The 11,907-nt window shown below is 60.0% G+C and carries 11 protein-coding genes; 3 read left to right on the plus strand and 8 right to left on the minus strand.

What is annotated here, in order from left to right; genetic code table 11:
* Nucleotides 1–63 precede the first annotated feature (63 nt).
* The 3 genes from FB472_RS10460 to FB472_RS10470 are packed head-to-tail and all read left to right on the plus strand — an operon-like array spanning nucleotide 64 to nucleotide 2,461.
* Nucleotides 64–642: a copper resistance CopC family protein gene (locus FB472_RS10460; RefSeq protein WP_141990838.1), complete on the plus strand. Its 579-nt coding sequence runs from the start codon at nucleotides 64–66 to the stop codon at nucleotides 640–642.
* Between the two features lie 7 nt (nucleotides 643–649).
* Complete coding sequence (locus FB472_RS10465) at nucleotides 650–1,192, plus strand: copper chaperone PCu(A)C (RefSeq protein ID WP_141990839.1); 543 nt, start codon at nucleotides 650–652, stop codon at nucleotides 1,190–1,192.
* Nucleotides 1,193–2,461, plus strand: a complete 1,269-nt coding sequence (locus FB472_RS10470; protein ID WP_141990840.1) for a Dyp-type peroxidase — start codon at nucleotides 1,193–1,195, stop codon at nucleotides 2,459–2,461.
* 9 nt (nucleotides 2,462–2,470) lie between these two features.
* On the opposite strand, the gene pstB is transcribed toward FB472_RS10470, so the two are convergent.
* The 8 genes from pstB to FB472_RS10510 form a co-directional block, all read right to left on the minus strand.
* On the minus strand, nucleotides 2,471–3,250 hold the full coding sequence (gene pstB, locus FB472_RS10475) for a phosphate ABC transporter ATP-binding protein PstB (RefSeq protein WP_141990841.1): 780 nt from the start codon (nucleotides 3,248–3,250) through the stop codon (nucleotides 2,471–2,473).
* 19 nt (nucleotides 3,251–3,269) lie between these two features.
* Complete coding sequence (gene pstA / locus FB472_RS10480; RefSeq protein WP_141990842.1) at nucleotides 3,270–4,352, minus strand: phosphate ABC transporter permease PstA; 1,083 nt, start codon at nucleotides 4,350–4,352, stop codon at nucleotides 3,270–3,272.
* On the minus strand, nucleotides 4,352–5,296 hold the full coding sequence (gene pstC / locus FB472_RS10485) for a phosphate ABC transporter permease subunit PstC (protein WP_141990843.1): 945 nt from the start codon (nucleotides 5,294–5,296) through the stop codon (nucleotides 4,352–4,354). Before pstC ends, pstA begins: the two co-directional genes overlap by 1 nt.
* Before the next feature lie 161 nt (nucleotides 5,297–5,457).
* Nucleotides 5,458–6,555 (minus strand): phosphate ABC transporter substrate-binding protein PstS, encoded by a 1,098-nt coding sequence (locus FB472_RS10490; protein ID WP_141990844.1) that lies wholly within the window; start codon nucleotides 6,553–6,555, stop codon nucleotides 5,458–5,460.
* Nucleotides 6,556–6,700: 145 nt separating this feature from the next.
* Nucleotides 6,701–7,780: a phosphate ABC transporter substrate-binding protein PstS gene (locus tag FB472_RS10495; protein WP_141990845.1), complete on the minus strand. Its 1,080-nt coding sequence runs from the start codon at nucleotides 7,778–7,780 to the stop codon at nucleotides 6,701–6,703.
* Nucleotides 7,781–7,850: 70 nt separating this feature from the next.
* Nucleotides 7,851–8,798, minus strand: coding sequence for an NUDIX hydrolase (locus FB472_RS10500; protein WP_141990846.1), 948 nt, complete (start codon nucleotides 8,796–8,798; stop codon nucleotides 7,851–7,853).
* Nucleotides 8,795–10,975: an RNA degradosome polyphosphate kinase gene (locus FB472_RS10505; RefSeq protein ID WP_141990847.1), complete on the minus strand. Its 2,181-nt coding sequence runs from the start codon at nucleotides 10,973–10,975 to the stop codon at nucleotides 8,795–8,797. The genes FB472_RS10500 and FB472_RS10505 overlap by 4 nt, the downstream gene beginning before the upstream one ends.
* Nucleotides 10,976–11,076: 101 nt before the next feature.
* Nucleotides 11,077–11,823 carry a winged helix-turn-helix transcriptional regulator gene (locus tag FB472_RS10510; RefSeq protein WP_141990848.1) on the minus strand — a complete coding sequence of 249 codons (747 nt, stop codon included), beginning with the start codon at nucleotides 11,821–11,823 and terminating at the stop codon, nucleotides 11,077–11,079.
* Between the last annotated feature and the right edge of the window lie 84 nt (nucleotides 11,824–11,907).

An 11,907-nucleotide genomic window follows, 5' to 3' on the forward strand; every position in this document is an offset into this window, starting at 1 on the left:
GTGCGCCGTCATTGGCGGTCGCGTCAGGCACCCCGCGATGACCACAGAAAGCTGATATCTCAGATGACGATTTTTCGTACCTTCGCGCGATTGGTGGGGGCGGTTTTGCTTACCGCTGTGCTCCTTATGGGGGCGCCGTTGGCGGTATCCGCTCATGATCAGATCATTGGGCAGTTTCCGAACGAGGACGAGACCGTCGAGGTTGGCCCCGACGCGATCACGCTTGAATTCACTGGCGACCTGATGGACATCACCCAACTAGCGATGGTGGTGGATGCCGATGGCACCGACTGGGTGAACGGCCCACTGCAGGTGGACCGCCGCACCGCGACGCAGCCGTTGCTACCTGAACTGCCCGCGGGCAGCTATCAGGTGCGGTGGCGGGTGGTCTCCAGTGACGGGCATCCGATTTCTGGTGTCTTCGAGTTTGCGGTTGGTCGCGAAACGCCAGGGGCAACCTTTGGCCTCGAGGAGTCAGCAGCACAACAGGCAGATGCCGCCACATCATCCACAGCAGACGGATCAGGCACAACTGTGCTCAGCCCTCTGCTGGTCACCACCCTTATTGGTGCCGCCGTTGGCATCGCCCTTTTTGCCGGAGTCATCGCCTCGCGATGGTTCTTCATTCAACGAAAGAAGTAAGTCACAAATGAATAACACGCTGAACAAATTCCGCATCGTTGCCGTGCTTGCGGCGGGTGCACTTGCGCTCACCGGATGCTCGACCGCCGCATCGAGTGACAGAGCTGACACCTCCGCTGGCGAGCCTGCGGCAACCACGATCACCGCGAGCGATATGTGGGTGAAAGCGGTCGACGGCGGAATGACCGCGGCATTCGGAATGCTCGAAAACCCTACCGATCAGGACATCACCGTGCTTTCGGCATCAACGTCGGTGTCCGACATGAGTGAGCTGCACGAAACCCTCGAGAACGATGCCGGCGACATGGTGATGCGTGAAATCGATGGCGGTTTCGTGATTCCGGCAGGGGGAACGCTGATGCTGGAGCCGGGTGCTAACCACATCATGCTCATGGGAGTCTCTGCCCCGATCCTCGCGGGCGATAACGTCACCATTACCCTCACCCTCGACAACGACAGCACCGTTGAGTTCTCCGCCCCAGCCAAGGACTACTCGGGCGCAAACGAAAACTATGAGGGCGGCGACATGGACATGGGGATGGTGGAATAAGTGTCTGAACCACACGAGCCAGATAAATCCGGCGGGCTCACGCGGCGTCACCTCCTCTGGGGAGGTGCCGCCGCGGCGGGCGTCGGCGCTGCCGGAGCGGCGGGTATTGCGTCAATCACCGGTGCACCGCCAGCCGTAGCACCACCAGGTACCCCTGATGCTGGAGCAATTGACGCCGCCTTCACCCCGCAACCGGCCTTCGATGACGCTGTGCCGTTCTACGGCGAACATCAGGCGGGCATTGCGACTCCTGCGCAGGCACATGGGCTGTTTATTTCGCTCGACCTACGGCCGGAGGTTGACGTCGGCGCACTTCGTCGGCTTATGCGCGTGCTTACGGATGATGCGGCACGACTTACTGCCGGTCACCCCGCGTTAGCTGACTCTGAGCCGGAGCTTGCGATCATCCCGGCGCAGCTCACGGTGACGTTCGGGTTCGGGTCGCGAATTGTGGAGCGAGCGGGGAAAGACATGCCCGGTTGGCTGCGTCCCCTCCCAGCATTTGGTATCGACAAGCTCGACTCTGCCTACTGTGGCGGTGACCTTCTCCTTCAGATCGGGGCGAACGATCCGCTGACTGTCGCGCATGCCGCCCGTATGCTGCTGAAAGATGCGCGGAGTTTCACCGTGCCGCGCTGGACGCAGAGTGGGTTTCGTCGTGCGGCGGGTGCCGAGAATCCTGCAACCACTATGCGAAACCTCTTTGGCCAGTTTGATGGTTCTTCCAACCCGAAGCCAGGGACGGCGGAGTTTGATCAGACGGTGTGGAGCACCGACGTTCCTGCCTGGTTATTGGGGGGCACGAGCTTTGTGTTGCGTCGGATTGCGATGGATCTTGACGGCTGGGACAAGATTGACCGGCTGGGGCGCGAAGAGACAATCGGTCGAACCCTCGATACCGGTGCGCCTCTGACGGGAACCGTGGAAACCGATGTTCCCGATTTGGAGGCAAAAGATCGTCTGGGTTTCGCGGTTATCCCCGCGTTCGCTCATGTGCGACGTTCTCGGGAAGGGGCCAGTGGAACAAAAATGTATCGCCGCGGCTACAACTACGATGACGCTGTCCTCAGTGGTGACCCGAGCGTCTCCAACTCAGGTCTGCTGTTTGCAACATTTCAAGCCGATGTCGATCTACAGTTTGTTCCAGTGCAGAGAGCCCTTGATTCGCTTGATCTTGTGAACACATGGACTACTCCGGTTGGTTCAGCCGTGTTCGCGGTTCCGCCGGGATGCGAGAAAGGTAGCTACATAGGCGACACCCTGTTCTAGTTTCACTACCTACCCGAACTTGCCCGAGACGTAGTCTTCGGTTGCTTGGATGCTCGGGTTCGAGAAGATTGTGGTGGTGTCGTCGTACTCAATGAGCTTGCCCGGGGCTCCTGTGCCCGCAATGTTAAAGAAACCAGTGCGGTCGGAGACGCGTGATGCCTGTTGCATGTTGTGGGTCACGATCACGATCGTGTAGTCCTGCTTGAGTTCCTCAATGAGGTCTTCAATGGCCAGGGTGGAGATGGGGTCGAGGGCGGAGCATGGCTCATCCATGAGCACAACGTCAGGCTTCACAGCGATAGCGCGCGCGATGCAGAGCCGTTGCTGCTGTCCACCAGAAAGTGACGATCCGGGCTTGTCGAGCCGCTCCTTGACTTCTTGCCAGAGATTTGCGCCCATGAGTGAGGCTTCGGCGAGGTCATCGGCGTCACTCTTGCTGATCCGGGTGTTGTTGAGCTTCACACCGGCAAGCACGTTGTCGCGAATTGACATTGTGGGGAACGGGTTGGGTCGCTGGAACACCATGCCCACCTGGCGACGCACACTCACCGGGTCAACTCCGGGTGCATAGAGGTTGTTGCCGTCGATCAGCACTTCTCCTTCAACGTAGGCGCCGGGAATAACCTCGTGCATACGATTTAGTGTGCGCAGGAAGGTGGACTTGCCGCAACCGGAGGGGCCGATCAAGGCGGTAACCGTGCGGGGCTCCATCGTGAGCGAGACGCCTTCTACAGCGCGAAATTTACCGTAGTAGACGTTGAGATCATTGACTTCGATGCGCTTTGACACGAATTAGGGTTTCCTTCGGTTATCGACCGGTCTTGGGGGCGAAGATTTTGGCGATGATGCGTGCCAGTAGGTTAAGGGCCATCACGATCAGGATGAGGGTGAGCGCTCCGGCCCACGCCCGATCAAGGTAGGCCTGGGCGTCAGTGCCCTGCGAAATGTATGAGCTGTAGACGAACACCGGCAGGCTCTGCATGCGGTCGCTAAAGAGCGAGTAGTTGAAGTTGTTGGTGAAACCTGCAGCCACCAGCAGCGGTGCCGTCTCACCAATCACACGGGCGATCGAGAGCATCACCCCTGTCGTGATTCCGGCGATGGATGTCGGCAGCACAACTTTCAGAATCGTTAGCCATTTGGGCACACCGAGTGCAAACGCGGCCTCACGCAGTTCGTTGGGAACAAGTCGCAGCATTTCTTCGCTCGAACGCACAACCACGGGGATCATGAGCACGGAAAGGGCGATGGCTCCGGCGATTCCGACGCGTACGCCGGGGCCGAAGAACAGCACGATGAGGGAGTAGGCGAAGAGACCGGCGACAATCGAGGGGATTCCGGTCATCACATCCACGAAGAAGGTGATGGCTTGGGCGAGGCGACCACGGCCGTACTCAACAAGGTAGATCGAAGCCATCAGGCCGATCGGCACGGAGATGAGGCTTGCGGCAAAGGTCATCTGCAGGGTGCCGATAATGGCGTGGGCTGCGCCTCCACCGCTTCCGACGACGTTGCGTAGTGACAGCGTAAAGAAATCGAGATCGAAGCGGGCTGCGCCGTTAGTGACAACGGTGAAAATCAGTGAGATGAGCGGCAGTAGCGCGATGACGAAAGCGAGGGTCACGAGTGTGGTCACAAGCCGGTCCGTGGCGCGACGGTGGCCTTCAACGAGTCGGGACACGGTAGTGAGCACTATCGCATAGAGCACGACTCCGAAGAGTACGGAGGCAACAATATTGAATTCACCAGCAGCCTGACCGGCCTGGATGAACAGGAAGATGATGGCAACGGTGGTGAGGCTGCTGAGCAGCATCACCAGGGGTGCCCAGCGGGGCAGCTGACCTGCTGAGTAGGCGTTCTCGATGGGGCGCGCTGGCGTCGTGGTGGTCATCAGTTCGCTCCCGAGAATTCCTTGCGGCGGTTGACGATGTAGCGCGCGATTGTGTTGACGATCAGGGTGATGGCAAAGAGGATGAGGCCGGTCGCGATGAGCACGTTGACGTTGAGCCCGTAGGCCTCAGGAAAGCTCAGCGCGATGTTTGCCGCGATCGTTGACGGGTTAGTCGAGCTAATGATGTCGAAGGTGATCACATTGGATGCGGAGAGCACCATGGCGACGGCCATGGTCTCGCCCAGGGCACGGCCGAGACCGAGCATGGCACCAGAGACGATGCCGGCGCGACCGAAGGGCAGAACGGCAATTCGAATCATTTCCCAGCGGGTGGCGCCGAGAGCGAGCGCGGCTTCTTCGTGCAGCACAGGAGTCTGGAGGAAGACTTCGCGGCAGATGGCGGTGATAATCGGTAGCACCATCACGGCGAGCACGATAGACGCGGTGAGGATGGTGCGGCCGGTTCCCGAAGCGGGGCCGGCGAAGAGGGGGATCCAGCTGAAGTTTTCGGCGAGCCAGGCGTAGAACGGCTGAACTCCGACGGCGAGAACGTTGGCGCCCCAGAGCCCGAATACGACGGATGGTACGGCGGCGAGCAGGTCAATGATGTACCCGAGGGTGGCAGCTAGTGGTCGGGGTGCGTAGTGGGAGATGAAAAGTGCGATTCCGATGGCAATGGGAACCGCCATCAGGAGAGCGAGTGCGGAAGACCAGAGGGTTCCAAAGACCAGCGGGCCAACATACGCCCAGAAGTTGGTGTTCTCAAGGAGGGTGGTTTCTTCGGGATCGGCAGTGATGCCCGGGATTCCCTGAATGACGAGGAAAGCGGCAACAGCGGCAAGGATCGCGAGGATAAGCGCACCGGCGGTGAGGGATGTGCCTGAAAAAACGCGGTCTCCTGGGCGCTGCTTCGCGCGGATACGGGGGGCCGCGGTCGAGGTCATGTGTCGAGTATCCCTTATCCCTGGCTTGATTTAGTGCGTCGTGCTTGGTTTTGTGATGGTCTTGCGGTGCGATTCTCGGGCTGGCGAGTTGCGCGAGGCCCAGAGGAAAGTCTGCCCGACCCCGCCGCCAGTAGCAACGGGGTCGAAGCAGACTTGGGGTGCTACTTGATTGCGTCTACGAGAGGCTGAGCCTTCTCGAACAGTGACGAGGAGATCGGAGCTGAACCCGCGGAGTCCGCTGCGGCGCTCTGGCCTTCGTCGCTGATGATGTAGCTCAGGTAGCCCTTGACCAGATCAACGCCCTCGCTTGATGCATATTCGTTGCACGCGATGAGGTAGCTGATGAGAACTACGGGGTAGACACCCGACTCGGCCGTTGCGCGGTCGATGTCGACGGCGAGGTCGGTTTCGCTGCGACCTTCGGCGAAGGGCGATGCGTCAACGATTGCTGCTGCTGCCTCGGGAGAATACGGCACGTACTCGTCGCCGACCTTGACAGCAACGGTTCCGAGGTCACCGGCGCGCGATGCGTCGGCGTATCCGATGGTTCCGGTTCCGTTGGTAACGGCGTCAACCACACCTGAGGTCTGTGGCGCAGCCTCACCACCGAACTCGGTGGGCCAGGTTTCGATCTGTCCGACGGTCCAAGCATCAGGGGCCGCGGCCGACAGGTAGTCGGTGAAGTTTGCGGTCGTTCCCGAGTCATCCGCGCGGTGAACGGCGGTGATGCCGAGGTCGGGCAGCTCTACGCCGTCATTCTGCGAGACGATGGCGTCGTCGTTCCAGTTGGTGATTTCACCGGTAAAGATGCCAGCGATCGTTGTCGCGTCGAGATTGATCGAGTCAATGCCGTCAAGGTTGAAGATAATCGCGATCGGCGAGATGTAGGCAGGAATCTCAAGGATGCCGGTGCCGGGAACGCACGAAGCGAAGTTGTCTTCGGCGATTTCCTCAACACTGAATGCGCGGTCGGAGCCGGCGAACTGGCTTCCGCCACCGATGAAGGTGTCGCGTCCACCACCGGAGCCGATGGGGTCGTACTCCACGGTCACATTCTCGTTTGCGGTCTGGAAGCCGGCAACCCACGCCTCTTGCGCTGCCTGCTGCGACGATGCCCCAGCACCAACGAGGGTGCCGGTAAGATCTGACGCGGTTTCTTCTCCGCTGTCCCCGCTGTCTGCAGCAGTTGCGCAGGAGGAGAGGAGGATGGTGCCTGCGATAGCAATGGCACCGATGGTGCCAAGACGCTTAAAGTTCACAGTTTTCCCTTCGGAATGTTGATTACAGGTTGAGGGGCCGGTGCGACCCCGCAACACAAGTTAGGCAGCGCAGGTAACCACCATTGCTGCCATAGGTAAACAGAAGGTAAACGGCGAAACAACGTGAGGAGGTAGTGCCCCGTAGCTAGCGGATTGCGGCGACGGCAGCGCTGGCTTGATCGAAGAGTCTCGGCGAGATGGGTGCGGAACCAGCGCTCGCGGCTGCAGCCTGCTGACCCTCCGGGCTGATGACGTACTCCAGGTAGCCCCTGATGACATCCACTCGATCCTTGGAGACATACTCATTGCAGGCGATGAGGTAGCTGATGAGTACGACCGGGTAGACACCAGCTTCCGTCGAATCGCGATCAATTTCTACCGCAAAGTCGGTGGGGCCTCGGCCTTCGCCGAAGGGGGAGACGTCGACGATGGCCGCTGCTGCTTCGGGGGAGTACGGCACATACTCGTCGCCAACTTTCACAGAAACGGTTCCGAGCTGTCCCGCGCGGGACGCGTCGGCGTACCCGATCGTGCCGGTCCCGTTGGTGACTGCGTCAACGACACCGGATGTTTGTAGGGCCGCTTCTCCACCAAACTCCAGGGGCCATTTTTCGATGGCTCCTGCGTCCCACACCTGGGGGGCTGTGTCGGAAAGGTAGCCGGTGAAGTTGGCGGTGGTTCCGGAGTCATCGGCGCGATGCACTGCGGTGATGCGTTGATCGGGAAGGTCAACGGTCGGATTCTGATCGGCGATGGCTGCGTCATCCCACTGGTCAATCTCGCGGGTGAATATGCCAGCGATGGTGGCAGCGTCAAGGTTGAGCGCGTCGACGCCCTCAACGTTGAAGATGATTGCGATCGGGGAAATGTAGGCGGGGATTTCGAGGATGCCGGTGCCGGGAACACACGAAACGAAGTCTTCTTCGGCGATCTCCTCGACACTGAACGCGCGGTCGGAGGCAGCGAATACTGCACCGCCGCCAATAAAGGTGTCGCGGCCACCGCCGGAGCCGATGGGGTCGTACTCAATGGTCGCTTGCACGTTGGCGAGTTGAAAACCGCGCACCCAGGCCTCTTGTGCCGCCTGCTGAGAAGACGCCCCCGCGCCAATGATCGTTCCCGACAACCCCGTGCCGTCGCCGACCGGTGCGGGCACACACGCGGAAAGTGTGAGCGCCGTGGTGAGCGCGATGATGCTGACGGTGCCAAGGCGGGGAAGCTTCACTGGTGTCCTTTCAAAAAACTGGCGTGCAGGACATTCTCTCGTGAATTGAAAGAAGATTTACGGTGCAGCGTCAGGGGCGGTGAGTCTCCACCGCCACCAGTCGAAGCTTCTTGGTGTTGCGAGCAAAGTGAAGCACCGAAAAGTCGCCAGTACGCAGCATTGCTGCTTCGCGCAGTTTCGAGGTTGGCGTCGTGTGGGAGGCATCGGCCAGCGCGCTGATAATTTGCGGAAGCACAGGACCATGACTGCACATCACCGTCGACTGCTGCTTTTTGAGTCGCTTGTCGACGAGGGCGTTGATCGCCGCGCCAGTGCTCGAGTAGGCATCTTGGCTGAGGTCGGCGGTCGACTTGACCTCAAGTGCGGTGCGCTCGGCTAGAGGTGCGATTGTGGCCAGACAGCGTGCGGCGGTGCTGCTCTGGATGCGTGTGGGCGCAAACGCGGCGATGCCACCGGCGATGATTGCGGCCTGATCTGTTCCGCGGTGCATGAGCGGGCGCGTGGCATCGGGCCCGTCCCACGTTTCACCCGGAACGGCTTTCCCATGGCGAACTGCGATCATCGCGAAGGTGCGGGCATTACCGGCCTCGTAGCGCTCAGCAAAACGATCGAGTACATCCACATCATGCGAGTAGCTGACCTTCTTGCGGGCTTTCGAGAGCGATAGCCACTCTAGCGACGAGATCTCGTCGGTGGGGGTGAACTTTGCGCGCTCAAGGTCGTGGTCGTTTACTTCAGCTGACCAGTAGTGCACGAACTTATTGCGACCGTTGGCCAGAGTGTAGTGAACGTGCCCGAGGGGGGCACCAAGGTCGACGCGCAGCCCCGTCTCTTCCCCAATCTCGCGAACGGCAGTCTCGGGCAGCGTTTCGCCCGGATCCTGCTTGCCCTTAGGCAGCGACACATCTTTGTGTGCGGTGCGATGCACCAGCAGCACTCTCGGTTTGCCATCGACTACTCGCCAGCACACAATGCCGGCGGCAAGGACCGGTGCGCTGGCTGAGCCTGGGGCGCTCACCGGCGAGCTCCGCCTCGTTTGCGCTGTGAAATTCGCTTCATAAGAACATTCTGTAGGTCGTTGAGCGGTTCGCCGTCTTCTGAATGGCCGTGGCGTACCCACACGCCCTCAGCATCCAGCCACCACGATGCCGTATTTTCATCAACGGCGAGATCGAACATGTGCTCAAGTTCGGCAATGTGATCCGGCTCAACGATGCGCACGAGAGCTTCAACACGGCGATCGAGGTTGCGGTGCATCATGTCTGAGCTGCCGATGAACACCTGCGGGTCGCCATCGTTGTGAAATGAGAATACGCGCGAGTGTTCGAGGTAGCGGCCCAACACCGAACGCACGCGAATGTTCTCGCTGAGCCCTGGCACGCCGGCCCGCAGCGAGCAGATCCCGCGCACCACGAGGTCGACCGGAACCCCCGCATTGCTTGCCCGGTACAGTGCATCGATGATCGCCTCATCCACGATTGAATTCAGTTTGATGCGGATGCCCGACGGCAGCCCAGCACGAGCGTTCGAGGCTTCGGCATTGATGTGCTTGATGAGACCCTTGCGCAAGTGGCGCGGAGCCACCAGGAGGCGTTTGAATTTTTTCTCGATGGCATACCCCGACAGCTCGTTGAACAGGCGGGTGAGATCTTTGCCGACCTGATCGTTGGCGGTCAGTAGCCCCAGATCTTCATAGAGCCGACTGGTTTTCGGGTTGTAGTTTCCCGTGCCGATGTGGGCGTAATGGCGCAGTACGCCCTCTTCCTCGCGCACCACGAGTGCGAGTTTGCAGTGCGTCTTGAGCCCGACGAGCCCATAAACCACGTGCACTCCGGCTTTCTCCAACTTGCGCGCCCACGAGATATTCGCCGTCTCATCAAAGCGGGCCTTGATCTCTACCAGAGCCAGCACCGCCTTGCCTGCTTCGGCAGCATCGATTAGCGCTTCGACAATGGGGCTGTCACCGCTGGTGCGGTAGAGAGTCTGTTTGATGGCCAGGACGTGGGGGTCGGCCGCAGCCTGCTCAAGGAAGGACTGAACGCTCGTCGAGAACGACTCATAAGGGTGGTGCAGTAACACATCTTTGTGGGCAATGGCGCGAAAAATATCGGCACGCTCGTTGCCCTCGTTCGGCATCAGACTCTCGCTGGTGGTCGGCACGTGGCGCGGGTACTTCAGCGCCGGACGGTCGATGCGGGTCAGCTGGAAGAGCCCGCTCAGGTTCAGCGGGGCAGGTAAGCGGTAGACCTCCTGCTCGCTGATCTTCAGCTCGCGCACCAGAAGCCCACGCGTCACCTCATCCATATCGTCGGTGATTTCGAGGCGGATGGGCGGGCCAAAGCGTCGGTTCAGAATCTGCTTCTCCAACGACTTAATGAGGTTCTCCGACTCATCTTCGTCAACATTGACATCTTCGTTGCGAGTGACCCGAAATTCGTGGTGCGCCAAAATCTCCATGCCCGGAAACAGCGCGTCGAGGTGGTTGGAGATCAAATCTTCGAGCGGAATGTAGCGCAACTGGTCGCTGCCGTCATCCGGCAACTGAATGAAGCGGGGCAGCACGCTGGGCACCTTCAGTCGCGCAAACTCTTCCTTCTGCGTTTTGGGGTTGCGTACCCGAATCGAGAGGTTGAGTGAGAGCCCTGAGATGTACGGGAATGGATGCGCGGGGTCGACGGCCAGCGGCATCAGCACCGGAAAAATTTGGCTTGAGAAGATCTCGTGAACGCGCTCGCGGTCGGCGGGCCCGAGATCAGCCCAGGTTTCAATATGGATGCCCTCAGCGTCGAGTGCCGGCTTCACACTGTTGGTGAACTCCGCGGCGTGACGTTCCTGCAGAGCGTGGGCGGCGGTGCTCAACTCTTCGAGCACGTCGATGGGAGCGCGACCCGTATTGGTGGGCACAGCAAGTCCCGTATCGATGCGGCGCTTAAGCCCCGCCACGCGCACCATGAAAAACTCATCGAGATTGCTGGCAAAAATTGCCAAGAAGTTTGCGCGCTCAAGCAAGGGCAGCGATGTGTCTTCGGCTAGTTCAAGCACTCGCTGGTTGAACGCGAGCCAGCTCAGCTCGCGATCGAGGTAGCGATCATAAACGAGGGTGCCGTCATCAACGCTCGACGATTCGTCGATGTCGTACTCGTCGAGCGAGTCCGTAGCAGAGCTAGGGTCGGCAAGCGCACTGTCGTTATCCATTAGATCATCCTGCCACCCAGCGGTGAACAACTGGCGAACTCAGCGACCAGCGGGCCAAATTTGGCTCTATACCGAGAGGCACGCCGCCAGACCGAGTGGTGCTAAACGGCCACGGAGCGGTCTTCGCTGGCTGCGGCGTGACCCTCGGCGGCGACGCCGGACGATTCCTTTGCGACTGCCGGCTGTTCGGGTTCTTCGGCAATGTTGAAGCAGTATCCGACGTTGCGCACGGTGCCAATCAGCGATTCCAGATCGCCAAGCTTTGCGCGCAAGCGACGCACGTGCACGTCAACGGTTCGGGTGCCACCAAAGTAGTCGTAACCCCACACTTCACTCAGCAACTGCTCCCGGGTGAATACGTGCGAGGGGTGCGAAGCGAGAAAGCGCAGCAGTTCAAATTCTTTGAACGTGAGATCAAGCGAACGATCACGAGCTTTGGCTGAGTAGCTTGCTTCATCAATAACGATTCCGGATGCCCGAATCTTGGATGTCGAACTTTCGCCCTCACGACGCGCTAACGCCAGGCGGATGCGGGCATCCACTTCGGCTGGTCCGGCGCCAGCAACGAGGAAGTCGTCAATGTGCCATTGGTGGTTGACTGCCGCAAGGCCGCCATCGGTGACGACAACGAATAGCGGGCATGACAGGCCGCTGGAATTCAGCACTGAGCAGAGCCCCTTGGCCGCGGCGAGGTTGGTGGTGGCATCCACGATTATCAGGTCCGTGGTGGGGGCTGCAACGAGGGTTGCCGACGCAGCGACGACCACTTCGATTGTGTGGCTGAGCAAACTCAGTGCGGGGAGTGGCTCAGCGTCGGGCGCAGAGCTAAGCATCAAGATGTGTGCCATATGGTCTCCCCACTTGCGTGAAAAGTATTCTACCCGCCGATCGCAGGGCTCATGAACGGGCGCTTCACCCGCCAATCTAGATAC

This window comes from Rhodoglobus vestalii, from assembly GCF_006788895.1.
GTDB classification, from domain to species: domain Bacteria; phylum Actinomycetota; class Actinomycetes; order Actinomycetales; family Microbacteriaceae; genus Rhodoglobus; species Rhodoglobus vestalii.